23 protein-coding genes are annotated in these 25,248 nt (G+C 60.9%); 4 read left to right on the top strand and 19 right to left on the bottom strand.

The genetic code is table 11. The annotated features are described in order from the left end of the window. Positions 1 to 85 precede the first annotated feature (85 nt). The gene (gene coq7, locus AC0IXA_RS21970) at positions 86 to 733 is read left to right on the top strand and encodes a 2-polyprenyl-3-methyl-6-methoxy-1,4-benzoquinone monooxygenase (protein ID WP_253496334.1); all 648 of its coding nucleotides are present in this window, start codon (positions 86 to 88) and stop codon (positions 731 to 733) included. A gap of 111 nt (positions 734 to 844) precedes the next feature. Here coq7 and speD read toward each other — a convergent pair whose 3' ends face one another. Next, positions 845 to 1,639 (bottom strand): adenosylmethionine decarboxylase, encoded by a 795-nt coding sequence (gene speD / locus AC0IXA_RS21965; RefSeq protein WP_024014530.1) that lies wholly within the window; start codon positions 1,637 to 1,639, stop codon positions 845 to 847. Between the two features lie 237 nt (positions 1,640 to 1,876). Then, positions 1,877 to 2,299: an OsmC family protein gene (locus AC0IXA_RS21960; protein WP_016772921.1), complete on the bottom strand. Its 423-nt coding sequence runs from the start codon at positions 2,297 to 2,299 to the stop codon at positions 1,877 to 1,879. 235 nt (positions 2,300 to 2,534) lie between these two features. Here AC0IXA_RS21960 and crp point away from each other — a divergent pair, with 235 nt between their 5' ends. Then, positions 2,535 to 3,179, top strand: a complete 645-nt coding sequence (crp, locus tag AC0IXA_RS21955; RefSeq protein WP_016772920.1) for a cAMP-activated global transcriptional regulator CRP — start codon at positions 2,535 to 2,537, stop codon at positions 3,177 to 3,179. On the opposite strand, the gene AC0IXA_RS21950 is transcribed toward crp, so the two are convergent. From AC0IXA_RS21950 to AC0IXA_RS21935, 4 genes are all read right to left on the bottom strand, one after another. After that, the gene (locus tag AC0IXA_RS21950) at positions 3,176 to 3,874 is read right to left on the bottom strand and encodes a lipoate--protein ligase family protein (RefSeq protein WP_341638032.1); all 699 of its coding nucleotides are present in this window, start codon (positions 3,872 to 3,874) and stop codon (positions 3,176 to 3,178) included. The two genes, crp and AC0IXA_RS21950, sit on opposite strands and share 4 nt — an antisense overlap. 127 nt (positions 3,875 to 4,001) lie before the next feature. Next, positions 4,002 to 4,838 carry an indole-3-glycerol phosphate synthase TrpC gene (trpC, locus tag AC0IXA_RS21945; protein WP_471814497.1) on the bottom strand — a complete coding sequence of 279 codons (837 nt, stop codon included), beginning with the start codon at positions 4,836 to 4,838 and terminating at the stop codon, positions 4,002 to 4,004. Continuing rightward, a complete protein-coding gene (gene trpD, locus AC0IXA_RS21940; RefSeq protein ID WP_016772917.1) occupies positions 4,835 to 5,884 on the bottom strand; it encodes an anthranilate phosphoribosyltransferase in 1,050 nt (349 codons plus the stop codon). Before trpD ends, trpC begins: the two co-directional genes overlap by 4 nt. An 8-nt stretch (positions 5,885 to 5,892) precedes the next feature. Then, a complete protein-coding gene (locus AC0IXA_RS21935) occupies positions 5,893 to 6,486 on the bottom strand; it encodes an aminodeoxychorismate/anthranilate synthase component II (RefSeq protein WP_122881871.1) in 594 nt (197 codons plus the stop codon). Positions 6,487 to 6,893: 407 nt separating this feature from the next. On the opposite strand from AC0IXA_RS21935, the gene estP reads away from it, so the two are divergent. Beyond that, on the top strand, positions 6,894 to 8,801 hold the full coding sequence (estP, locus tag AC0IXA_RS21930) for an esterase EstP (RefSeq protein WP_016772913.1): 1,908 nt from the start codon (positions 6,894 to 6,896) through the stop codon (positions 8,799 to 8,801). A 172-nt stretch (positions 8,802 to 8,973) separates the two neighbouring features. Here the strand turns inward: estP and trpE are convergent, their stop codons facing one another. The 10 genes from trpE to AC0IXA_RS21880 form a co-directional block, all read right to left on the bottom strand. After that, positions 8,974 to 10,455 (bottom strand): anthranilate synthase component I, encoded by a 1,482-nt coding sequence (gene trpE, locus AC0IXA_RS21925; RefSeq protein ID WP_341638033.1) that lies wholly within the window; start codon positions 10,453 to 10,455, stop codon positions 8,974 to 8,976. 70 nt (positions 10,456 to 10,525) lie between these two features. Continuing rightward, positions 10,526 to 11,344, bottom strand: coding sequence for a phosphoglycolate phosphatase (locus tag AC0IXA_RS21920; RefSeq protein WP_122612452.1), 819 nt, complete (start codon positions 11,342 to 11,344; stop codon positions 10,526 to 10,528). Then, positions 11,341 to 12,015, bottom strand: coding sequence for a ribulose-phosphate 3-epimerase (gene rpe / locus AC0IXA_RS21915; protein WP_471814496.1), 675 nt, complete (start codon positions 12,013 to 12,015; stop codon positions 11,341 to 11,343). Before rpe ends, AC0IXA_RS21920 begins: the two co-directional genes overlap by 4 nt. 114 nt (positions 12,016 to 12,129) lie before the next feature. Next, positions 12,130 to 13,278, bottom strand: coding sequence for an iron-containing alcohol dehydrogenase (locus tag AC0IXA_RS21910; protein WP_341638034.1), 1,149 nt, complete (start codon positions 13,276 to 13,278; stop codon positions 12,130 to 12,132). A 229-nt stretch (positions 13,279 to 13,507) separates the two neighbouring features. Continuing rightward, positions 13,508 to 14,332, bottom strand: a complete 825-nt coding sequence (locus tag AC0IXA_RS21905; RefSeq protein ID WP_016772909.1) for an ABC transporter permease — start codon at positions 14,330 to 14,332, stop codon at positions 13,508 to 13,510. Positions 14,333 to 14,344: 12 nt separating this feature from the next. Further along, positions 14,345 to 15,592, bottom strand: coding sequence for an ABC transporter permease (locus tag AC0IXA_RS21900; protein ID WP_016772908.1), 1,248 nt, complete (start codon positions 15,590 to 15,592; stop codon positions 14,345 to 14,347). Positions 15,593 to 15,868: 276 nt separating this feature from the next. Further along, a complete protein-coding gene (locus AC0IXA_RS21895) occupies positions 15,869 to 16,912 on the bottom strand; it encodes an ABC transporter substrate-binding protein (protein ID WP_016772907.1) in 1,044 nt (347 codons plus the stop codon). A 48-nt stretch (positions 16,913 to 16,960) separates the two neighbouring features. Next, positions 16,961 to 18,085 carry an ABC transporter ATP-binding protein gene (locus AC0IXA_RS21890; RefSeq protein ID WP_016772906.1) on the bottom strand — a complete coding sequence of 375 codons (1,125 nt, stop codon included), beginning with the start codon at positions 18,083 to 18,085 and terminating at the stop codon, positions 16,961 to 16,963. A gap of 333 nt (positions 18,086 to 18,418) precedes the next feature. After that, complete coding sequence (locus tag AC0IXA_RS21885) at positions 18,419 to 19,048, bottom strand: response regulator (RefSeq protein WP_003228820.1); 630 nt, start codon at positions 19,046 to 19,048, stop codon at positions 18,419 to 18,421. Positions 19,049 to 19,150: 102 nt separating this feature from the next. Beyond that, a complete protein-coding gene (locus tag AC0IXA_RS21880; RefSeq protein WP_341638035.1) occupies positions 19,151 to 21,544 on the bottom strand; it encodes a PAS domain-containing sensor histidine kinase in 2,394 nt (797 codons plus the stop codon). Positions 21,545 to 21,617: 73 nt separating this feature from the next. Here AC0IXA_RS21880 and AC0IXA_RS21875 point away from each other — a divergent pair, with 73 nt between their 5' ends. Beyond that, a complete protein-coding gene (locus tag AC0IXA_RS21875; RefSeq protein ID WP_341638036.1) occupies positions 21,618 to 22,604 on the top strand; it encodes an alpha/beta hydrolase family protein in 987 nt (328 codons plus the stop codon). A 121-nt stretch (positions 22,605 to 22,725) separates the two neighbouring features. On the opposite strand, the gene AC0IXA_RS21870 is transcribed toward AC0IXA_RS21875, so the two are convergent. Genes AC0IXA_RS21870 through AC0IXA_RS21860 form a run of 3 tightly spaced genes read right to left on the bottom strand, consistent with a single transcriptional unit; the run spans position 22,726 to position 25,182 of the window. Beyond that, positions 22,726 to 23,493 (bottom strand): TerB family tellurite resistance protein, encoded by a 768-nt coding sequence (locus AC0IXA_RS21870; protein WP_024014539.1) that lies wholly within the window; start codon positions 23,491 to 23,493, stop codon positions 22,726 to 22,728. Between the two features lies 1 nt (position 23,494). Next, positions 23,495 to 24,166 (bottom strand): N-acetylmuramate alpha-1-phosphate uridylyltransferase MurU, encoded by a 672-nt coding sequence (murU, locus tag AC0IXA_RS21865; RefSeq protein WP_341638037.1) that lies wholly within the window; start codon positions 24,164 to 24,166, stop codon positions 23,495 to 23,497. Beyond that, entirely contained in the window at positions 24,163 to 25,182 is a 1,020-nt protein-coding gene (locus AC0IXA_RS21860; protein ID WP_016772900.1) for an aminoglycoside phosphotransferase family protein, read from the bottom strand. The genes murU and AC0IXA_RS21860 overlap by 4 nt, the downstream gene beginning before the upstream one ends. Positions 25,183 to 25,248: the final 66 nt, after the last annotated feature.

Genomic DNA, 25,248 nt, shown 5'->3' with positions numbered 1-25,248 from the left:
CTGACCGCGCAGCAAGTGACCCAGCGCAAACCCTCGCCGGCCGATTCGGTTAAACTGGCCGCCGAGATTCTTCCCGGAGGTCAGCATGACTACCCAACGTCACTACTCGCCCATAGACCGTCTGCTACTGCAAGCCGATGCCGCGATGCGCACCCTGTTGCCCTTCAGTGGCCAGCCGTACCGCCCGTCGCCAGCGATTCTGCAGCCGGATACGCAAATGAGCGATGAAGACACCCGCCATGTCGCCGGTCTGATGCGCATCAACCATACCGGCGAAGTCTGCGCCCAGGCGCTGTATCAGGGGCAGGCGCTGACCGCCAAGTTGCCGCAGGTACGCGAAGCCATGGAGCACGCGGCTGAAGAAGAGATCGATCATCTGGTCTGGTGCGAGCAGCGCATCCATCAGTTGGGCAGCCACACCAGCGTGCTGAATCCACTGTTTTACGGCATGTCGTTCGGTATCGGCGCGGTCGCAGGACTGATCAGCGACAAGGTCAGCCTTGGTTTCGTTGCGGCGACCGAGCATCAAGTCTGCAAGCACTTGAACGAACATCTGGAGCAATTGCCGGCCGAGGACGAAAAGTCCCGGGCAATTCTCGAGCAGATGCGCATCGATGAAGAACACCATGCGGAAAGTGCGTTGGATGCGGGCGGATTTCGTTTTCCGGCGCCAGTGAAGTTCGGCATGAGTTTGTTGGCGAAGGTGATGACCAAGAGTACTTATCGGATCTGAGATCTGTGTCGGTGCTGATGACCTCTTCGCGAGCAGGCTCGCTCCCACAGGGGTTTTATGTGAGGCATGAAAAAGGCGACCAGGAGGTCGCCTTTTTTGTGTCCGGGAATCTTAGGTCGGCATGTTGCGCGCGTAGAAGATTTCCAGCATTTCGTGTTTCACACGGTCGGTCACCTGGGCACGCTGCTCGGGCGAGAGGTTGCTGGTGGCGTCGCCGAACAGGTAGTTGTCCAGTTCGAAGTTCTTCAGCAGCATTTTGGTGTGGAACAGGTTTTCCTGGTACACGTTCACGTCGGTCATCTGGTACGCGTCGCGGGTGTCTTCGGAGAGGTAGTTCTGGATCGAGTTGATCTCGTGGTCGATGAAGTGCTTGTTGCCTTCAACGTCACGGGTGAAGCCGCGCACACGGTAATCCACGGTCACGATGTCCGAATCGAACTGGTGAATGAGGAAGTTGAGCGCTTTGAGCGGTGAAATGACACCACAGGTCGACACGTCGATATCCACACGGAAGGTCGCAATACCGTCGTCCGGATGGATTTCCGGATAGGTGTGCACCGTGATGTGGCTCTTGTCGAGGTGGGCCAGAATGATTTCGGGCAACGGGCCCGGCGATTCTTCGATCTGGCTGTCAGTCGGGGTTACCGGCTCTTCCGAAATCAGAATCGTGACGCTGGCGCCCTGGGGTTCATAGTCCTGACTGGCGATGTTCAGGATGTTGGCACCAATGATCTCGACAACTTCTGTGAGAATCTGCGTCAGGCGTTTCGCGTTGTACTCTTGATTGATGTACTCGACGTAAGCCTGCTGGTCTTGCGGGGTTTCCGCGTAGCAGATGTCATAGATGTTGAAGCTCAAGGTCTTTGTCAGGTTATTGAACCCGTGGAGCTTGAGTTTGCTTTTCACCGTTAAAAACTCTCTATGTATGCGGCGCGGCCGCGTGATCAAGCATGCCCGTCAAGTGCGAACAACGCACCTGCGTAGGACGGTTAACACCTCTTCGCGATGGCGATTTTGGTTATCTGTTCAGGCGGATGACCCGTCGGCTGACCGATCACTGCCCTGAAAAAAGTGGCGCATTATGCAGACGTCAGCGGGGGATCGCCAGAGTCTGCACTGCTTTTATGATAGTTGAATGTCGGTTCAGCCGAGTTCGACGATTTCATAATCGTGGGTGATTGCCACGCCAGCCGCGCCGAGCATGATCGACGCCGAGCAATATTTCTCGGCCGACAGTTCGATGGCGCGCTTGACCTGAGCTTCTTTCAAGCCCCGGCCCTTGACCACGAAGTGCATGTGGATCTTGGTAAACACCTTCGGATCTTCAGTCGCACGCTCGGCGTCGAGGAAGGCTTCACAGCTTTCAACGGCCTGACGTGACTTCTTCAGGATGCTGACCACGTCGAAGTTGCTGCAACCGCCGACACCCAGCAAGAGCATTTCCATCGGGCGAACCCCGAGGTTACGGCCACCGGCGTCCGGCGGGCCGTCCATCACCACGACATGACCGCTGCCGGATTCGCCGAGGAACATGGCTTCGCCAGCCCATTGGATGCGTGCCTTCATCGCCCAGACTCCACTGTAAAAAAAGGGTCGCCAGCTTAGCACAGCGCTTTGTCCCGGCAGGAACGACGTCCTAGGACGGATGCTTTCTGGCTGTAGGTAATTTCTCGAATTTACGACGAAGTGTCTGGTAAGCTGGCGCCAATTCGCTGGCGCCAATTCGTCAGCTCTGTAGCGACCGCCTTCAGCGCCTCATAACAACTCAAACATCACCGTGCAGTCTTTTCGGGATACAACCATGGTTGCTATTACCCCCACACCCAAAATCAAGAACATCGACAAGCTGTTGATGCATTGCCAGCGCCGGCGTCATGCGGCCAAGAGCAACATCATCTGCGCCGGCGATCGCTCGGACACGCTGTACTTCATCATCAAGGGTTCGGTCACCATCCTCATCGAAGATGACGATGGCCGCGAGATGATCATCGCCTACCTCAACGCCGGGGATTTCTTCGGCGAACTGGGTCTGTTCGAGCAGGCAGGTCAGGAGCAGGAACGCAGCGCCTGGGTGCGGGCCAAGGTCGAATGCGAAACTGCGGAAATCAGTTACGCCAAGTTCCGCGAACTGTCGCAGCAGGATCCAGACATTCTTTACGCCCTCAGCGGACAAATCGCACAACGCCTGCGCAACACCACGCGCAAAGTCGGCGACCTGGCGTTTTTCGACGTCACCGGCCGCGTCGCCCGCTGCCTGCTGGAGTTGTGCAAACAGCCGGACGCCATGACCCATCCGGACGGCATGCAGATCAAAGTCACCCGTCAGGAAATCGGTCGGATTGTCGGTTGTTCACGGGAGATGGTCGGCCGCGTGCTCAAGGATCTGGAAGAACGCAACCTGGTCGATGTGAAAGGCAAGACGATGGTGGTCTTCGGCACGCGCTAGACGTAAATCTGCGCCAGCATCAAACGAAACAATTCATCGAGACGCGCCAACGCCTGTGGCGCGTTGAATTTCTCATGCAGGGCAATGTGGCTTTGCGCCCTCACCCGCTGCTCCAGGCCGCAGGTTTCATTGAAGCGGTTGACCGCGGCGACCATCGCTTCACGCTCGTCATCCATCAGCATTGCACCGTGCACCAGCCCCACCGGACGCTGGCCGCCCTGGCTCTGGCGCCAGCGCTGGGCGGTGCCGACCATCTTGCGACCGTCGAGATTGACGTTGAAACGGCCGTCGCAGAATGCGCCGTCGATTTCCCCGACTGACGACGTGCCACCCAACTCATCCAGCAACTGACAGATCGGATCGCACAGGCGGCGATAGCCGGTTTCGATGCGGTTCAGGTCGCCTTCACTGCGAGGCGGGGCATACACCAAGGCAATGTTGATGGTTGCAGCGGATTGCGGGACGGGCTCGCCGCCCGTTTCACGCAACAGCACCGGCCAGCCAGCGGCAGCGGAGACTTCGCAGGCGTGGTCGAATTGCGCGAGACGGTCGAGGCGGCGCGGCATGACCAGCGCGCGGTCGGTGGGTTGCCAGAACAGCAGGCCGAATTCGGCGTCGCCAGCGCAGACCGAGGCCAGCAAGTCCTGTTCGGCTTGCAGGCCGGATTCGATGGTCAGGGGGGTTGGCAGCGACATGACAGGCTCCGGCAACATGGAAATCTTTAGCGGTTTCGATGGCCCCTTCGCGAGCAGGCTCGCTCCCACAGGGGGAAATGCCTTCCAAATGTGGGAGCGAGCCTGCTCGCGAATGAGGTCGACTCGGTCAGTCGAGGGTCGAACCGCTGATCGGCACACCACGCTCCGGAAAGAACAGGCGCTGCAATTCCATGCCCGGATTTTCCGCGCGCATGAACGCTTCGCCGACCAGGAACGAATACACGTCGCTGATTTCCATCAGTTCGACATCGGCCCGATTGAGGATGCCGCTTTCGGTGATCACCAAGCGATCGCGCGGGATACGCGGCAGCAGGTCGAGGGTGGTTTCCAGGCTGACGTCGAATGTGTGCAGGTTGCGGTTGTTGACCCCGACCAGCGGCGTGTCGAGGGTCTTCAGCGCGCGCTTCAGTTCGTCACCGTCGTGCACTTCCACCAACACGTCGAGACCGACGCCTTTGGCTACGGCGGCCAGCTCGGCCATCTTCACGTCGTCCAAAGCGGAGACGATGAGCAGCACGCAATCGGCGCCCAGCGCGCGGGCTTCAACGATCTGGTACGGATCGATCATGAAGTCCTTGCGGATCACCGGCAGCTTGCAGGCGGCGCGCGCCTGTTGCAGATAGGCATCGGCGCCCTGGAAGTAATCGATGTCGGTCAGCACCGACAGACAGGTGGCCCCACCCTTTTCGTAGCTCTTGGCAATGTCTGCCGGCACGAAGTCTTCGCGGATCACGCCTTTGCTCGGCGAAGCCTTTTTGATTTCGGCAATCACCGCCGGTTGTTTTTTCTTTGCTTGCGCCAGCAATGCCTGGGCAAAACCACGGGGTGCATCGGCCGCCTTGGCCAGACTTTCCAGCTCGCTCAGGCTGACCCGAGCGCTGCGCTCGGCGACTTCCTCAACCTTGCGCGCCAGAATGTTTTCCAGAACCGTCGGTACACTCATCCTTCATTCTCCACTTTGAATACCGCGGTAAAGGCACCCAGCTCCTCGAGCTTTTCCCGAGCGAGGCCGGTGTGCAGCGCGTCGTGCGCCAGCTCCACACCTTGTTTCAGACTGCTTGCCAGGTCGGCGGCGTACAGCGCCGCACCGGCATTGAGCACAATCATCTCGGCAGCTTTCTGGCCGTTTTCGGTTTTGCGCTTGCCGAGGGCATCACGGATCAGCGCCAGCGATGCTTCCGGGCCTTCGACGGACAGGCCGTGCAGGCTCTGGCTCTTCATGCCGAGGTCTTCCGGTTCGACCCAATACTCAGTGATTTCGTTGTTCTTCAGCTCCGCAACAAAGGTCGGCGCGGCGAGGCTGAACTCATCCAGACCGTCCTTCGAATGGACGACGAGCACGTGTTTGCTGCCCAGCCGTTGCAAGACTTCGGCCAATGGCCGGCACAGCGTCTGAGTGAATACGCCGACGACCTGATGTTTCACACCGGCCGGATTCGTAAGCGGGCCGAGCATGTTGAACAGCGTGCGCAGGCCGAGTTCGCGGCGCGGGCCGGCGGCATACTTCATGGCTTTGTGGTGGGTCTGGGCGAACATGAAACCGATGCCGACGTTGTCGATGCAGCGCGCGACCTGCACCGGGGTCAGGTTCAGATAAATGCCGGCAGCTTCCAGCAGATCGGCACTGCCGCTCTTGCCGGACACCGCGCGGTTGCCGTGCTTGGCCACGGTGCAACCGGCGGCTGCGACAACAAAGGAAGATGCGGTCGAGACGTTGAAGATGTTCGCACCGTCACCGCCGGTGCCGACCACATCGACGACGCCGTCCAGGGTTTTCAGCTCGACCTGATCGGCCAGCTCACGCATCACCGACACCGCGCCGACGATCTCGTCGATGCTCTCACTCTTCATGCGCATGGCCATCATGAACGCGCCGATCTGCGCTTCGGTGCACTGGCCGGTCATGATCTCGCGCATCACATCGCGCATTTCATCGGTGCTGAGGTCGAGATGTTCGACGATACGGCTGAGGGCTGTCTTGATATTCATGGGAGTCCTTAGCGCGTGCCGCCGGTTTGTTTGAGGAAATTGGCAAACAGTTCATGACCCTGCTCGGTGAGGATCGACTCGGGGTGGAACTGCACACCCTCGATGTTCAGGGTCTTGTGACGCAGGCCCATGATCTCGTCGACCGAGCCGTCATCGTGCTGGGTCCATGCGGTCAGCTCGAGGCAATCGGGCAGGTTGTCGTGCTTGACGATCAGCGAGTGGTAACGGGTAACGGTGAGCGGATGATTGAGGCCGGCGAACACGCCCTTGTCCTCGTGGAATACCGGGCTAGTCTTACCGTGCATGACCTGGCGGGCACGCACCACATCACCGCCGAAGGCCTGGCCGATGGACTGGTGGCCTAGGCAAACGCCGAGGATCGGCAGCTTGCCGGCGAAGTGCTTGATCGCGTCGATGGAAACGCCCGCCTCGGTGGGCGTGCACGGCCCCGGGGAAACCACGATGCGCTCGGGATTCAGCGCTTCGATTTCGGCGATGGTCAGTTCGTCGTTGCGCACCACTTTGACCTCGGCACCCAGCTCGCCGAGGTATTGCACAACGTTGTAGGTAAAGGAGTCGTAGTTGTCGATCATCAGCAACATGGCGTTTCGAACCTCTTGAATTCTGACTTGATGACAGCCTTCAGATGACTTGCCCGCTGGGCGCTGTGCGATGTCGGACGCGCACAGGGCGCCAGCACAGCGGCATTTCAAACAGACAAGGAAGGCAAAGCGATACAGATCCGGCGGAGCCGGCAGAGAAGATTCAGGCGCGCCAACGCCAGCGGGCGTGTGCCTTGATGACTTGATCCAGGAGTTTGCTGGTGATCAACACGGGGAAGGTCTCGTTCATACGTTCCGGCACAGTAACTTAGCTGGGCGGAGCGTGCAATATGGCGGGGCCTGCGGGTTATAAAACGGCAGAGGGATTCACGACCAATGGCAAAATGCCGAACGTTTTTGGTACTGTCGTTTCGTTCACCTACAACAATAAATAAACGGACTTGCTCATGATCAGACAGACGTTGTTTGTACCGCTGGCCAGCTGCTTGCTCGCACTCGCTTGCGCCCAGGCCAATGCAGCGCCCAATCCTTATTCCAGTTTCATCGTCTTCGGCGACAGCCTCAACGATGCCGGCACCTTCGCCGACACCGGCGGCCCGGCGGGCTCCACCGAGCGTTACACCAATCGTACCGGGCCGGTGTATCAGGATGGCAGCGGCGAAGTTTTTTCATTGAATTCCACCCAGTTGCTTGGCGGCCGCCTGGGCTTTTCGCCCGACCAGACAGCCTCTTCCAGCTCCGCAGTGCGCGCGGAAAACGGCCAGCCCGACGGCAACAACTGGGCGGTCGGTGGTTATCGCACCGACCAGATTCTCGACTCGATCACCACCCAATCGGCCACCGGCGAACGCACCCGCGCCGGTTACCTGCCGTCGAACGGCTTTCGCGCCGACCCGAACGCGCTGTATTACATTTCCGGTGGCGGCAACGACTTCCTCCAGGGCCGCATTCTCAGCCTGCCCCAGGCCAACGCCGCAGCCGATCGGCTGGCCGATAGCGTGCAAACCCTGCAGACCGCCGGCGCCAAATACGTGATGGTCTGGCTGCTGCCCGACGTGGGCCTGACACCTGCTCTGAACGGCACGCCGCTGCAAGCGTTCAGCAGCACCCTCGCCAACCAGTTCAACAGTCAGTTGGTGACGCGCCTGCAAGGCATCAACGCCGAAGTCATTCCGCTGAACATTCCGGTGCTGCTCTCGGAAGTCTTCGCCGATCCCGGACGCTTTGGTCTGGCTACCGACCAGAACCTCACCGCGACCTGCTTCAGTGGCAATAGCTGCACGGAAAACGCCCGTTACGGGATCAACAGCGCCACGCCGGATCCGACCAAACTGATCTACAACGATGGCGTACACCCGACCGAATCCGGGCAAAAACTGATCGCCGATTACGCCTATTCGCTGTTGGCTGCGCCGTGGGAATTGAGCCTGCTACCTGAAATGGCCCACGGCACCGTGCGCGCGCATCAGGATGAATTGCGCAACCAATGGCAGGCGGACTGGGAGAACTGGCAAGCGGTCGGCCAATGGCGTGCGATTGTCTCGGCCGGCGGACAGCATCTGGATGTCGACAGCCAAAGCAGCGGCGCCAGCGCCGATGGCAGCGGTTACAACCTCAACGTCGGCGGCAGCTATCGCCTGAACGAAGCCTGGCGCGTGGGCGTGGCGGCCGGTTTGTATCGACAGAATCTCGAGGCCGGGCACAACGATTCCGACTACAAGCTCAACAGCTACATGGCCACCGCGTTTGCCCAGTTCCAGCAGAACCGCTGGTGGGCCGACGCGGCGCTGACCGGCGGCAAACTCGACTACGACAACCTCAAGCGCAAGTTCGACCTCGGCGCCAGCGAGGGCGCGGAGAAAGGCGATACCGACGGCAGCCTGTGGGCGTTCAGCACGCGCCTGGGCTATGACATTGCGCAACCGGGCAGCCAATGGCACCTGTCGCCGTTCGTCAGCGCCGATTACGCCAGTGTCGATGTCGACGGTTACTCGGAAAAGAGCAACCGCGCCACGGCGCTGACCTTCGATGACCAGAGCCGCGATTCGAAACGACTCGGCCTGGGCATCCAGGGCAAGTACAACTTCACCGCGCAAACCCAGGTGTACGGCGAATACGCCCACGAGCGTGAGTACGAAGATGACGTGCAGAAGGTCAACATCGCACTCAACACCCTGCCGGCCAATGACTTCACCCTTGAAGGCTACACACCGGCAAGTCACCTGAACCGCTTGAGCCTGGGTGTCAGTCACAAGCTGACGGCGGATCTGGCGCTGCGTGGGGGTTATACCTTCCGCAAGGATGATGACTTCAAGCAGCAGGGCCTGAATGTCGGGGTTGTGCTGGATTTCTGAGTCGTAGATGCAAAAAAGCGGCGCCTGTCAGGGCGCCGCTTTTTTTATGCCTCAACACAAAACCCGATGTGGGAGCGAGCCTGCTCGCGAAAGCGCTGGGTCAGTCAGCATCAACGGTGACTGACTCACCTCTTCGCGAGCAGGCTCGCTCCCACACGGGAAATTGCGTGGCTCAGGCGTCCGGGGTTTGCTCGGCCAGGGCCACGGCGCGGAACATCGCGCGGCGTTTGTTCAGGGTTTCTTCCCATTCCAGCGCCGGCACCGAGTCGGCGACGATGCCGCCGCCGGCCTGCACGTGCAGCTCGCCGTTCTTGATCACTGCCGTGCGAATGGCAATGGCGGTGTCCATGTTGCCGTTCCAGGCGAAGTAACCGACCGCGCCGCCGTACACACCGCGCTTGACCGGCTCCAGCTCGTCGATGATTTCCATCGCGCGAATCTTCGGTGCGCCCGACAACGTACCCGCCGGCAGAATCGCCCGCAGTGCGTCCATCGCGGTCAGGCCCGACTTCAACTGGCCGGTGACGTTGGAGACGATATGCATCACATTGGAATAGCGTTCGATGACCATTTTCTCGGTGAGCTTCACCGAGCCGATTTCCGAAACGCGCCCGGTATCGTTGCGGCCCAGATCGATCAGCATCAAATGCTCGGCGATCTCCTTGTCATCCGAGAGCAGATCCTGCTCCAGCGCCACATCGGCTTCTTCGGTGGCACCGCGTGGGCGCGTGCCGGCGATCGGACGCACGGTGATCAGGTTGTCTTCGACGCGCACCAGCACTTCCGGCGAACTGCCGACGACGTGGAAATCGCCGAAGTTGAAGAAGTACATGTACGGCGTCGGGTTGAAGCAACGGAGCGCGCGATACAGATCGATTGGCGCTGCCTTGAAGTCGATCGACATGCGCTGCGATGGCACCACCTGCATGCAGTCGCCGGCGAGGATGTATTCCTTGATGGTGTCGACGGCTTTTTCGTAATCGTCCTGAGTGAAGCTCGAACGGAACACCGGATCGGCCGATTGCTGTTTGCTGAAATCCAGGCCACGACGCGGGGTGATCGGCTGACGCAGTTGCTCGAGCAGTTCCTGCAAACGCGCCTGACCTTGCTCGAAGGCATCGGTCTGCGCAGGGTCGGCGAGGACGATCGCGTGCATCTTGCCGGCCAGGTTGTCGAACACCACAACGGCGTCGGAAACCATCAGCAGAATGTCCGGCACGCCCAGCGGATCGGGGTTCGGGCATTTGCCCAGACGCTTCTCGACATAGCGCACACAGTCGTAACCGAAGTAACCGACCAGTCCACCGTTGAAGCGCGGCAGGCCGGCGATGGTCGGCACGTTGTAGCGCGCCTTGAAGGTTTCGACGAACGCCAGCGGGTCTTCGACGTCATGGCTTTCGGTCTCGACGCCATCAACGCTGATGCTGACGTGATGATCATGAACCCGCAGCACGGTGCGGCACGGCAGGCCAATGATCGAGTAACGGCCCCATTTTTCACCACCCTGCACCGATTCGAGCAGGTAGGAGTTGGGCTGGTCGGCCAGTTTCAGGTAGATCGACAGCGGCGTGTCGAAGTCGGCCAGGGTTTCGCAGGCCAGCGGGATGCGGTTATAGCCGTCAGCGGCCAGACGCAGGAATTCTTCGCGATTCATAAGGTGCCTCGTGGTGTGAGGTGCAATCAGTCAGGTATGCAAACGCGCCGGCACGGCCGGCCAGAATCAGTCAGGCGCGCCAACGCCAGCGGGCCAGGGCCTTGATGACTTTCATCCAGAGTTTGCGGGTGACCACCACGATGGCGTTTCCAGAAGGGGGTTGAACAGCGTCGGGCAACGTTATCCCACCGGCCAGATCCAGGCAACCGGGAATTAGTTTGCGCAAATCGTCGATCACCAGTGCCGGCGATTCCTCGGCAATCGGCCGGCCATGGTTGTAGCCATAACTCAGCGCCACACACTTGACCCCTGCTGCTTTCGCCGCCTGCACATCACTGCGCGAGTCGCCGACGAACAACGATTGCGAGGCCGGAATGTTGGCCATTTTCATTACGAAAAACAGCGCCGCCGGGTCAGGCTTCTTCTGCGGCAGGGTATCGCCGCCGATGATCCACTTGAAGTAGCGGCCGATCTTCATCTGATCGAGCAGCGGCGCGACGAAGCGCTCGGGCTTGTTGGTGATCAGCGCCATGGCCACGCCTTGCTTGTGCAGCCACTTGAGCGTGTCGCGCACACCGGGATAGACCACGGTCAGCTCATGGCTGGCGCCGTAAGCCTCCATGAAAATCTCCAGTGCGCGCTCGGCTTCAGCGTCGTCCACTGCCGAGTCATCGATACCACCCGCCAAGGCCCGACGCACCAGCACCGGCGCGCCATTGCCGACCCATTCGCGCACCGCTTCGATACCTGCCGGCGGACGGCCGAGGGAGAGCAGCATGGTGTCCACCGCCGCTGCCAGGTCGGGAACCGAATCGATCAGCGTGCCATCCAGATCGAACATCACCAACCGTGGCAGCTGCCCCGGGAACAACTGCTCAAAACCGCTCATGGGCGTGCCAGTGCCAGTTCGGAACGCATCTTGTCGATGACTTCCTGATAGTTCGGCGCGTTGAAAATGGCCGAGCCGGCGACGAAGGTGTCAGCACCAGCAGCGGCAATTTCGCGGATATTGTTGACGTTGACGCCGCCGTCGATTTCCAGGCGGATGTCGCGGCCCGAGGCGTCGATGATCGCCCGCGCTTCACGCAGTTTGTCGAGGGTGCCGGGAATGAACTTCTGCCCGCCGAAGCCCGGGTTGACGCTCATCAACAGAACCATGTCGACCTTGTCGATCACGTACTTGAGCACATCCAGCGGAGTCGCCGGATTGAACACCAGACCGGATTTGCAGCCGCCTTCGCGGATCAGTTGCAGCGAGCGATCGACGTGCAGCGTGGCTTCCGGGTGGAAGGTAATGTAGGTCGCGCTGGCTTCGATGAAGTCGCCGACGATGCGGTCCACCGGGCTGACCATCAGGTGCGCGTCGATCGGCGCGGTGACGCCGTACTTGCGCAGTGCCGCGCAGACCATCGGGCCGATCGTCAGGTTCGGTACGTAGTGGTTGTCCATGACATCGAAGTGGACGTAGTCGGCGCCGGCGGCGAGAACGTTGTCCACTTCCTCGCCGAGGCGGGCGAAGTCGGCGGAGAGGATCGACGGAGCGATTACGAAGGGCTGCATGACGCACCTGTGCTGAGCTAAATCACGATGGCGCGCATTGTATACCTCAAGTTTCCACGCGCGCACCGGGACCGCGATGATTGGGTTGTGCCATGAGCCCTCAGCGACCGCGCCTCAGTAGGCCGCGCGGTAGATCTTCTCGATGTCGCCGGCGCTGAGCTTGCGCGGATTGTTGCGCATCAGCCGCTCGATGCCGGCGGCCTCCACGGCCATCGCCGGGATTGCTTCCTCCGGCACGCCGAAACTGCGCAGCCCGGCAGGGATTTCCACCGCCGCGCACAGGTCAGTCATGGCCTGCACGGCTTTGTTTGCGGCTTCGCTGGCGCTCACATGCGCGGTCTTCACGCCCATGGCTTCGGCAATATCCTGCATGCGTTCGACGCAAGCCATTTTGTTCCAGGTCATCACATAGGGCAGCAGCAAGGCATTGCTGACACCGTGGGCAATGTTGAAGCGCCCGCCCAGCGGATACGCCAACGCATGCACCGCACCGACCCCGGCGTTACCGAACGCCATGCCGGCCATCAGGCTGGCGGTGGCCATGTCTTCGCGCGCTTGCAGGTTGGCGCCGTTGGCGTAGGCCTTGGGCAGAGCGCTGGCGATCAGCTTGATTGCGCCGATGGCGAGGGAGTCGGTGATCGGCGAGGCGTTCACCGACAGATAGGATTCGATGGCGTGCACCAGTGCATCGACACCACTGGCGGCGGTGACGCTGCGCGGACAGGTCAGAGTCATTTGCGGACTGACCAGCGCCACGTCCGGCAGCAGATAGTCGCTGACGATGCCTTTCTTCAACTGCGCGACCTTGTCTGAGAGGATCGCCACGTTGGTGACTTCAGAGCCGGTGCCGGCGGTGGTCGGAATGGCGATCAGCGGCGGGCCTTTGCGCGGGACTTGGTCGACGCCGAACAGATCTTCCAGCGCGCCGTGATATCCGGCGTAGGCGGCGACACTTTTGGCAATATCGATGGCGCTGCCGCCCCCGAGGCCGATCAAGCCGTCATGGCCGCCTTCGCGATAGGCGCGCATGCAGTCTTCGACGATGGCGATTTCCGGATCGGGCAGTACACGGTCGAATATTTCGTAGTCGCGCCCGCCGAGTTGCACCAGCGCCAGTTCGACAGTACCGGACTTGACCAGCGCGGCGTCGGTGACGATCAGCGGATTGTCGATGTCCAGACGGGTGAGTTCAGCGGCCAGTTGTTCGATGGCTGCGGCGCCGGTGATCAGTTTATGAGCGATTTTGAACTGGGACAGACTCATGGTGCGCAGCCTCTTATAGATGTGGGAGCTGGGCACAAGATTAGCTGGGGATTTGGGGTTGTCTGCTATTCAGGTCATGAATGACCGCGCGAACCCTTTGAACGACTTCCCCCTGTAGGAGCTGCCGAAGGCTGCGATCTTTTGATCTTGATCTAAAAGCAAAATCAAAAGATCGCAGCCTTCGGCAGCTCCTACAGAGGACGATTCGGTTCCGGCAGGAGGGCTGGTGTCAGACCTGCGCAGTACGCAGTTTCTCGCTACGCCCACGCAGCCATTCCAGGGTCAGCAGCAAGATCACCGAGAAAGCAATCAGTAACGTCGCCGCCGCGGCGATCGTCGGGCTGAGGTTCTCGCGAATCCCGCTGAACATCTGCCGAGGCAATGTCGCCTGCTCAGGCCCGGCAAGAAACAGCGTCACCACCACTTCATCGAAAGAAGTGGCAAAGGCAAACAGCGCCCCGGAAATCACTCCCGGCGCAATCAGCGGCAAGGTCACCCGGCGGAATGCAGTCAGCGGCGATGCACCGAGACTCGCAGCAGCACGCACCAGGTTGTGATTAAAACCCTGCAACGTCGCCGACACGGTGATGATCACAAACGGCACACCCAATACCGCATGCACGACGATCAGCGAGAAGAAGCTGTTACCCAGCCCCAGCGGCGCGAAGAACAGATAACTCGCCACGCCGATGATCACCACCGGCACCACCATCGGCGAAATCACCAGCGCCATCACCAGTGACTTACCTGGGAAGTCGCCACGGGTCAGGCCGATCGCCGCCAGCGTGCCGAAGATCATCGCCAGCACCGTCGCCGCCGGGGCGACGATGATGCTGTTCTTCAGCGCGCGCATCCATTCCGCCGAGGCGAAGAAGTCGTGGTACCACTGCAGCGAGAAACCTTGCAGCGGATAGACCAGGAAACTCCCCGAGTTGAACGACAGCGGAATGATCACCAGCACCGGCAGGATCAGGAACAGCAGGATCAGGCCGCAGAGAATCCGCAGGCTGTAGAACCACACCCGTTCGATGGGCGACATGTAAGGACTCAGCATCGCAAATTCCCCTTAGCTCAGGCGCAGGCGACTGGCGCCGACCAGCCAGCTGTAGATCAGATAAAGCACCACGGTCGCCAGCAACAGCAGCCCGCCGAGCGCAGTGGCCATGCCCCAGTTGATGCTGGTGTTGGTGTAGAAGGCGACGAAGTAGCTGACCATTTGGTCGTTCGGGCTGCCGAGCAGCGCCGGGGTGATGTAGTAGCCGATGGCGAGGATGAACACCAACAGGCAGCCGGCGCCAACGCCGGCGTAGGTCTGCGGGAAGTACACTCGCCAGAAACTGGCGAACGGGTGGCAGCCGAGGGAAATGGCGGCACGCATATAGGTCGGCGAGATGCCTTTCATCACGCTGTAGATCGGCAGAATCATGAACGGCAGCAGAATGTGCACCATCGAGATGTATACGCCGGTGCGGTTGAACACCAGTTCCAGCGGTTTATCGATGATGCCCATGGCCAGCAGCGCACTGTTGATCAGACCGCCGGATTGCAGCAGCACGATCCACGCTGCGACCCGCACCAGAATCGAAGTCCAGAACGGCAGCAGCACCAGGATCATCAGCAGGTTGCTCTGCCGCGAAGGCAGGTTCGCCAGCAAATAAGCCAGTGGATAGGCGAGCAGCAGGCAGATCACGGTGATGACCAGGCCCATCCAGAACGTGCGAGCGAAGATGTCGAGGTAGATCGCTTGATCCGGGGTGGCCGGGGCCAGTTCGCCGAGATCATCGATACGGTGATCGACCGCCGCCAGCAGGTAATACGGAGTGATGCTGCTGGTGTTGCGTTTCACCGCTTGCCAGTAGGCCGGGTCGCCCCAGCGTTCGTCGAGCGCTTCCAGCGCTTCTTTATAAGAGGCCGGTTCGCTGGCGAACGGCAGCGCCCGGGCGGTTTTGGTCAGCAGGCTGCGGTAGCCGGCCAACTCCATGTTCAAGCGCTTGGACAGATCGCCCAGCGTCTGGTTTTTGCGGGCTTCGGCGAGATCTTCGCTGGCAGCCTTGTACACCGGTTCGGCGGGCAGACCACGGCCGTCCCAACTGGCGATGGCAGTGACAGTGCGCGGCATGCCGCCAACCACTTCCGGGTTGCCGACGCTTTTATAGAGCAGCGCCACGATCGGCACCAGAAACACCAGCAGCAGAAACAGCACCAGCGGCGCAATCAGTGCCTGGGCTTTCCAGCGGTTGACCCGCTCGGCGTGCTTGAGCTTCTGCTTCAAGGTGGGGCTGGCGCCCTCGTTCAGGGGAACGGCGATGGCCATGACGTACTCCGCAAATCTTTGATCGTTACAGAGGTGGCGAACCACCTCTGTTGCGTTGAAACACTGCTACCTGTGGGAGCGAGCCTTCCTGTGGCAGCGAACCTTTGTGGCGAGGGGATTTATCCCCGTTCGGCTGCGCAGCAGTCGTAAACCTGAGAATGCGGTTTACCTGAGCCACCGAGCGGGTATGGCTTCGGGGCTGCTTCGCAACCCAACGGGGATAAATCCCCTCGCCACAAAAGCCCCCTTGCCATCTCCATACAGGTAAGACAGTGGTTATTTCGCCGCCCAGGAATTGAAACGCTGTTCCAGTTGCTCGCCGTTGTCAGCCCAGAAGCTGACGTCGATCTGCACCTGGTTGGCGATGTTTTCCGGGGTGGTCGGCATGTCTTTCAGGACATCCTTGGCCAGCAGCGGTACGGCTTGGGTGTTGGCCGGGCCGTAGGCGATGTTTTCCGAGTAGGTCTTCTGCTGCTGCGGCTGCACCGAGAAGGCAATGAACTTCTTCGCCGCTTCGGCGCGCTTGGCGTCCAGACCTTTCGGGATAGCCCAGGCGTCGAAGTCGTAGATGCCGCCGTTCCACACCACTTTCAGGTTGGATTCTTTCTGCACCGCCGCGATGCGACCGTTGTAAGCCGAGCTCATCACCACGTCACCGGAAGCGAGGTATTGCGGCGGTTGTGCGCCGGCTTCCCACCACTGAATGCTTGGCTTGAGCTCATCGAGTTTCTTGAAGGCGCGATCCTGGCCGCCCTTGCTCGCCAGCTCTTTGTAGACGTCTTTCGGCGCGACACCATCGGCCATCAGCGCGAATTCGAGGGTGTATTTGGCGCCTTTGCGCAGGCCGCGCTTGCCCGGGAATTTCTTCGTGTCCCAGAAATCCGCCCAACTGGTCGGCGCGGTCTTCAGCTTGTCGGCGTTGTAGGCCAGCACGGTAGACCACACAAAGAAACCTACGCCGCATGGCTGAATGGCGCCTTTGACGTAGTCTTCGGTTTTGCCGAACAGCGCAGGATCAAGCTGCTCGAACATGTCTTCGTCGCAACCACGGGACAGCTCTGGCGATTCAACTTCGACCAGGTCCCACGACACGCTCTTGGTGTCGACCATGGCTTTGACCTTGGCCATCTCACCGTTGTATTCACCGGCAACGATCTTGCCGTTACCCGCCGCTTCCCACGGTGCATAGAAGGCTTTGACTTGCGCCGCCTTGTTCGCCCCGCCAAACGACACCACGGTCAAGTCCGGGCCGGCGGCCATTGCGCCGGTCGCACCCATCAGGCCCAGAGTCAGGGCGGTGAACTTCAGGGATCTCAACATTTATTGTTCTCTCCACGTGCAGGGTTGGTGTTGGTATTGCCGGGGCGCTTAGTGCGCCTCTAAAAGCGGATCGAGCGCACGAACGTGCTCGACCTGCCAGCCAAGCGGTACCACGTCGCCGACAGCGAGCGCAGGATCGAGCTCGGCAATCGGTTGTTTCACGAAGAAGTCGGTCTTGCCGCAGACTTCCAGGCGCACCCGGACGTGGTCGCCCAGATAGATGAATTCCGCCACCCTCCCTGAGAAGCGGTTGACGCATTGATCGCTCGAACCGTTGAGGCTGACGCGCTCCGGACGGATCGACAGAGTCACCGGTTCGCCGGTCTGGCCAACGTTGACGGCCAGCGCCTCGACCTTCTCTCCACGCCCCAACTCGACCACGCAGCGCTCGCCGCTCTGGCTGAGCAGGCGGCCGTTGAGGCGGTTGTTCTCACCAATGAAGTTGGCGACAAAGGTGTTCTTCGGCTCTTCGTAAAGGGTGCGCGGTGGCGCGATCTGCTGGATCTCGCCCTGATGGAATACCGCCACGCGGTCCGACATGGTCAGCGCTTCACCCTGATCGTGGGTTACGTAGACCACGGTCACGCCGAGGCGCTGGTGCAGGTGTTTGATCTCCATCTGCATGTGTTCACGCAGTTGTTTGTCGAGGGCGCCCAGCGGCTCGTCCATCAGCACCAGTTGCGGCTCGAACACCAGCGCGCGGGCCAGTGCCACACGCTGCTGCTGACCACCGGACAACTGCGCCGGATAGCGCGAGGCGAACGCGTCGAGCTGAACCATGCTGAGGACTTTCTTCACCCGCTCGCTGACGTCGCTTTTATTCAAGCCGCGCACGGTCAACGGGAAAGCAAGGTTCTCCGCGACAGTCATGTGCGGGAACAGCGCGTAGTTCTGGAACACCATGCCGATATCGCGCTTGTGCGGCGGCACGTTGTTGATCGAACGCCCGGACAGGAGGATTTCACCGGCGGTCGGCGTTTCGAACCCGGCGAGCATCATCAGGCTGGTGGTCTTGCCGGAACCGGACGGCCCGAGCAGGGTAAGAAATTCGCCCTTGCGAATGTCCAGGTTGAGGTCTTTGACGATCAGGTTCTCGCCGTCGTAGCTCTTCTGCACACCACGAAAGCTGACCAGCACATCACTGGTCCCTGCGCTTGTATCGACCTGGCTCATACCCACACCTTTGTTGTTGATGACTGCTTGTTCATCAAGCCTAGTGGCTGGCGGCGGCCACGCAAATCGGGGTGCAGGAGAGAATCGCTTAAGCGCAATGGAAGGTTGGGGGTAGGGATTGCCCTACAAGGATGGCGCGTTTGGGCAAACGCAGCGGCAAGGGGCAAGCTGCAAGCGGCAAGAACAGGCAAAAGCGCTTGTCGCTAATGGATATGCCAACTCCGAACCTGTGGGAGCGAGCCTGCTCGCGAATGCGGTGGGTCATCAAACTGAATGGCTGCCTGTTACGCCGCTTTCGCGAGCAGGCTCGCTCCCACATGAGGGCGGTGATGGTCAGAGGAGTTTGTGCTCCATCGCGTATTTCACCAGTTCGGCCAGCGAGGTGATGTTGAGCTTCTGCATCAGCCGCGCCTTGTGGGTGCTGATGGTCTTGCTGCTCAAGGCCAGTTGCTGGGCGATGTCGTTGACGTTGGCGCCCTGAGCGAGGCGTTCGAACACCGAGAATTCGCGTTCTGACAACAGCGAATGCAGCGGCCGGGTATCGGTCAGGCCGACTTCGAAGACCATGCGGTCGGCCAGTTCCGGGTCAATGTAACGCCCGCCCGCCGCGACTTTGCGAATCGCCGTGAGCAGCAGCGCCGGATCGCTGTCCTTGGTCGCATACCCGGCCGCGCCGACCTTCAAGGCGCGCGCGGCCATTTGCGCTTCGTCGTGCATCGACAGCACCAGAATCGCCGGCGGATTGTTCAGCGCACGGATGCGCGGGATCGCTTCCAGGCCGTTGACGCCGGGCATGGAGATGTCCAGCAGCACCACCTCGCACGGCACGCTGCGCAGGGTTTCGAGCAGTTGCTCACCATTGCTCGCCTCCCCCACGACTTGCAGATCCTTGGCCAGGCCGATCAATTGCTTGATGCCCTCGCGGACGATGGTGTGGTCTTCGGCTACCAGTACACGGATCACTTGGATTTCCTCGATATTTGCATGAAGCGAAAAGATCGCAGCCTTCGGCAGCTCCTACAGGGGTATGCGATCAGTGTAGGAGCTGCCGAAGGCTGCGATCTTTTAGCGATCCACAGGCACCCACACCTTAAGACTGGTGCCCTCCCCCGGCTCACTCACCAGTTCCAGTCGCCCGCCCATGATCAGCACCCGCTCACGCATGCCAACCAGACCAAACGACGTCGGCCGACCTTCAGCGGCGACAAATCCTACGCCATCATCGCTGACGGTCAGACACAATTCATCGCCCGCAAGCTCCAGCGTCAGCTCCACCGTGTGCGCCTGAGCATGGCGCATCACGTTGGTCAGCGCCTCCTGCAAAATCCGGAACAGCCCCACCGCCTTGGCATCGCTGAGTGCCGGCAGGTTGTCCGGCACCTGCACCAGACACGGTATCTGTGTGCGCGCCTCGAAACGCCGTGCCTGCCACTCGATGGCCGAGGCAATCCCGGCATCAAGGATCGGCGGGCGCAACGCCGTTGCCACATCACGCACCAGCTGAAACAACTGCGCGATCAGGCGTTTCATGCTGTTGAGCCGCTCGTTGAGTCCCGGATCGAGTTGCGCATAGGCCAATTCGCACATCGATGTCTCCAGTTTGAGCACGGTGAGCATCTGTCCCAACTCATCATGAACTTCCCGGGCGATGCGCGCCTTCTCTTCTTCGCGCACGCTTTCCAGGTGCGCCGACAGTTCGCGCAGCTGCTCGCGCGAGGCCGCCAGTTCCAGCTCGATGCGTTTGCTTTCGCTGATGTCCCAGACGATGCCGTCCCACACATAGGCGCCGTCCTCCAGCTGGCGGGTGATCGCCTTGATCTCGGCCCAGCGCTGCTCACCCTGGCGCGTGACGATGCGGCCCTGCCACGACCAGTCGCTGTCGGTATCCAGCGCCTGATCCTGGGTGCGGTGATAACTGGCCTTGTCGTCGGGGTGCACCAGACTGCGCAGGCCCATGTCGCGATGAGCGATGGCTGCCGGCGCATAACCGACCAGACTTTCGCTGCCTTCGCTGATGTAGGCAAAGTCGATCTGCCCGGTGACCGGTGCCCGCTCCAGCCTGAACACCAGACCCGGGACGTTGGCGGCGATGCCTTGCAGGCGCGCCTCGCTTTCCTGCAAAGCGGCGAGCGCGCGGCGGCGGTCGGTGACGTCGGTGAGGTAGACCACCAGATATTCACTGTCGCGAAAACGCAGAAAACTCAAAGACACGTCGGCCGGCAACACGCTGCCATCGGCGCGCAGGCAGCTGGTTTCGAAGCTCAGCGGCCCTTCTTCACTGGTCCGCGCACGCTTCCACAGATTGAGCCAGCGATCCATGTGCAGGCCGGGCTCGAAATCGATCAGCGGCCGCTCGATCAGCCCGCCCGAGGGATAACCGAGCATGTTTTCCGCCGCGCGGTTGGCGTAACGCACATGGCTGTCCCAATTGACCCAGAGAATGCCGACGGTGCTTTGGTCGATGGAAAACTGTGTCAGCCGCAGCGCCTCTTCACTGGCCGCGCGCAACGCGATGTCTTCCCGGGCGCTGAGCAGGCGTTGTTCGAGGCTGTGCTGTTGGCGCCGCTGCCAGACCACGATCGCCGCGCAACTGAGCAGCATCACGGCGAACAACAGACTGAGGTTCTGCCAGAACCCCGGCGATTCGGTCAGCCGTGGATATTTCGGCTGCAGCCATTGGTTGTGCAGTTGTTCCAGATCCTTGGCCGGGATCGCGCGCAAGGCGCTCTGGACGATGCCGGCCAGTTCCGGCCAATCGCGCCGCGAGGCCACACGCAGCAGTTGCGGCAGGCCGATATCGCCGACCACCACCAGTTCGGCAAACTCCGGCTCCACCGACAAGCGACCCAACTGTGCTTCGTCGACCACCGCGTAGGAGGCTTGCTGACTCAACAGCAGTTGCAATGCCTGACGCTCCAGCGGCACGCCTTGCAGATTCAAGTGCGGATAGTTGCTGCGCAGATAATCGGCGGTGCTGCTCGGCATGCGCACGGCGACGCGGGTCTGGCTGTCGAGCTTTTCCAGATCGACCGCGCCGCTGCTTTTCTGGTCGCTGACCACCAGTTGCGCCACGCGCATGTACGGGTCGGAAAACTGCCAGAGGCGCAGCGCGCTCGGGGTCTGGCTGAGGCCCGGGGCGATGTCGATCTCGCCCTCGCGCAAAGCGTTTTCCAATGCCCCGAGATCCTGAAAGTTGCGCCAGCTCAGTTCCACGCCGAGGGTTTTGGCCAGCAGCTTCATCAACTCGACATTGGCCCCGGACAATCGCTGCAGGCGCCGATCGTAGGTCGCGTAGGGCGCCTGCAAGACCAGGCCGACGCGCAATTCAGTGTGCTGCGCCAGCCATTGCTGCTGTTCTGGCGACAATTGCGCGGCATGAGCCGGTGGCGCAGGCGCCGCCCAGCCCATCAAGGGAAACCAGAAACAGCCGATAACCCACAGGCAGCAAAATCGCTTCATTGAAGTCTCATACACTGACAAATTCTGACCAACCCATTAGGCTGGCGGGATACTTTCTGGCCTGGAATAACCAATGCCCTCTGTCTACCGCCTGGCACTGCCAGCATTGTGCCTGTCGCTGATCCTGCCTTGTGCGTTTTCCGTCGAAGCCGCCGACCCGGCGCCTGCCGCTACGGATAAACCCGCCGAAGAAAAACCGGCCGAGCGCCAGCCACTGCTTGAGCGTAGTCAGGAAGAGGCCGCCGCACTGCAACGTAAACTGCCGGCGCAAGAGCAGCAACAACTGCAGGCTGGCAGCGACACTTTCCTCGCCCTTTGGAAACCGGCCAACAGCGCCGAACCCAAAGGCGCGGTGATCATAGTTCCCGGTGCCGGCGAAACCGCTGACTGGCCGCAGGCAATAGGCCCGTTGCGACGCAAATTGCCGGACGTCGAGTGGAGCAGCCTGAGTATCACCCTGCCGGATCTGCAAGGCGACGCCCTTGCTCCGCGCGTGATCGAACCGGCCGCGGCGCCGAAAGCCCCCGAAACCGCAAGCAAAGACGCCACCACCGCACAACCGATCGAACAGGCCGCTGGCGGTGAAGCGGAAGTTGCCGAACAGGTGGTCGCCGAGACCAACGAAGAACAAGCCAAGGCCGATGCCGATCGCATCTTCGGGCGAATCGATGCAGCGATTGCCTACGCCGAACAGCAGAGCGCGCGCAGCATTGTAGTGCTCGGGCACGGCACCGGCGCCTACTGGGCGGCGCGTTTTCTCAGCGAGCGGCAGACGCCGCAGGTGGAAAAACTGGTGATGGTCGATGCGCAAGTCCCGACCAAAGCCCTGCCGCCACTCGCCGAACTGACGCCGACGCTGAAGCTGCCGACGGTGGATATTTTCTACATGGACAAAGCGCTGGATCGCAACGCAGCGCTGGAGCGCATGCAGGCGAGCAAGCGCCTGAAGACCTCGGCGTTCAGCCAGGTGGCGCTGAAGGTGTTGCCGGACAAAAAGGCCGAGCAGGAACAATTGTTTCGCCGGGTGCGGGGCTGGTTGAACCCTCAGGCTGTCGACTGACATTCGGACCGAGTCGCCCCTCTTCGCGAGCAGGCTCGCTCCCACATTGATTTATGCACAATTCAATGTGGGAGCGAGCCTGCTCGCGAAGGGGCAAGCACAAGCAACACCCATCTAACTTCTAGCGAAAATCCCGTCGCTCGCGAATCAACGTATAGGCGCTATGCAATTCCCGCGTCCGCTCGGTCGCCTCACGCACCTGTGCCGGGGTCGCGCCACTGCCGGCGATCTTGTCCGGGTGATGGCGACTGAGCAATCGCCGGTAAGCGCGCTTGATCTGTGCCGGCTCGCTGCTCGCTGACACACCAAGCAGCTTCATCGCCTCCTGATAGCTCACTGCGGCACTGACGATCGGCCGCTTGCCCGGCTCGTAATCGCTGGCCAATGCCTGCACCTGCTGCGCCGTCCAGCCTAGCCATTTGCCCCACTGCGCCAGCAATTCGCGCTCACTCACCCCAGCGCGACCGTCGGCCCAGACCATTCGCCAACAGGCGCGCAACACGCCTTCAGCCGCATGCGGTTGCGAACTCAAACGACGCAGATAGCCGCGCAGATTGTCGCTGCCGGACTTGCCGCGATTGAATGCAGCAATGGCCCGTCGAGTCGCCGGCTCGCTCATTTCCAGCGCGCGCATTTCGTTGCGCGCCTGCTGGATATGCCCGTCAGTGACGCGCCCGTCGCTCTTGGCCAGACGCCCGAGCAACACGAACAGCAATTCATCGTTGCGCAGCATCGGCCGGCCGCCGAGCTTTTCGCGTAAATGTCCCCAGCTCTGCAAGTGCAAGCGCCGATCCAGCGCCTGCCCCAACAACGCCCCAAGCATGGCCCCCGGAATGCTGGCAATCGCGTACCCCACTCCGGCTCCAATCAGAGTCCCTGGCCACAGCATCTCAGCGACTCGCTTCTATCAAGGCTTCAGCTTCGGCCAGACGCTCGTAGGTACCAACATCTACCCAATGCCCCTTCAACCGCTCGCCCGTCACTTCACCTTTGGCCATGGCGTTGCGTAGCAGCGGCGCGAGCTTGAACGCGCCATCGCTGCAACCATCGAACAACTGCGGATGCAGCACGGCGATGCCGCTGTAAGTCAGCGTCTGCGCATCAGGCTCGCCGTCCTGCACTTTGCCGTCGATGAGAGTGAAGTCGCCTTTCGGGTGATGCGGCGGATTGTCCGCCAGCACCAGATGCGCCAGGCCATTGATCGGCTGGTGCAGCACGCTGAAGTCGTAATCGGTCCAGATATCGCCGTTGACCACCAGAAACGCATCATCACCGAGCAACGGCAGTGCACGGAAAATCCCGCCACCGGTTTCCAGCGGTTCGCCTTCCGGCGAGTACCGAATACTCAGGCCGAAGCGCGAGCCGTCGCCCAGATGATCCTCGATCTGCTGACCGAGCCAGGCGTGGTTGATGACGATTTCGTTGAAGCCTGCGGCCGCGAGGGCGTGCAGGTGATACTCGATCAGCGGCACGCCAGCGGCACGCACCAGCGGTTTCGGCGTAGTCAGGGTCAGCGGGCGCATGCGCTCGCCTTTGCCTGCGGCCAGAATCATTGCCTTCATGCCGTCGCTCCAGCACGCAAGCTGCTGAACAGCGCTTGCAGTTCCGCCAGTTCAGGACGGCGGGCGATCACCGCTTCTATATAAGAGAAGAAACGCGGCACATCGGCCAGATAGCGTGGCTTGCCATCGCGGTGGCAGATGCGCGCAAAGATGCCGATGACTTTGAGGTGACGCTGCACGCCCATCAGGTCGCTGGCGCGCAGGAAGTCTTCAAAATCAGCTTGCACCGGAATGTCCAGTGCCGAGGCCTGCTGCCAGTAACTTTCCAGCCAGCCGCGTACACGTTCTTCCGGCCAGCTGAGGAAAGCATCCTTGAACAGGCAGGTCACGTCGTAGGTCACCGGGCCGTACACCGCGTCCTGGAAATCCAGCACGCCAGGGTTGGGCTCGCTGAGCATCAGGTTGCGCGGCATGTAGTCGCGGTGCACCAGCACTTTCGGCTGCGCCAGCGCGCTGTCGATCAGCAACTCGCTGATGTGCTGCCATTGTTGCTGCTGGGCCGCATCGAACTCGACGCCCAGCTCGCGCTTGACGTACCACTCGGGGAACAATTCCAGCTCGCGACGCAACAAGGCGACGTCGTAACTGGGCAACGGCGCAACCATCGGCAACTGTTGAAAAGCCAACAGCGCTTGCAGGGCATCGTGGAATAACGCGTCGGCATTTTCGCCATCGATGACGTCGAGATAGGTCTTGTTGCCCAGGTCATTGAGCAAAAGAAAACCGCGCTCGAGGTCTTCGGCGTAAATTTTCGGCACATTAATTCCGGATTTCGCCAGCAAAAAGGCGATATCCACGAACGGTTTGCAGTTTTCCTGAGGTGGCGGCGCGTCCATCACGACGAAGCTGCGACCATCGCCCTCCCAGCGGAAGTAGCGGCGGAAACTCGCGTCGCTGCTGGCCGCGGTCAACGTGGCCGGGGGCACGGTGCCCCAGCCCTGCTCCGCAAACAGCTTCGCCAACTGCTCATCGAGCCAAACTTTCAGGTGTTGCAAGCGTACATCTTGGTCAGGCATTGCAAGGGTCTCCGACGGCGCTAGCCGTCAAGCGGGTCATGCTTTATTATCCAGCATCTTTTTCAG

Source organism: Pseudomonas sp. AC083 (assembly GCF_979253165.1).
The sequence above is the reverse complement of the archived record's forward strand: the minus strand, read 5'-3'. Positions and strand labels throughout refer to the sequence as shown.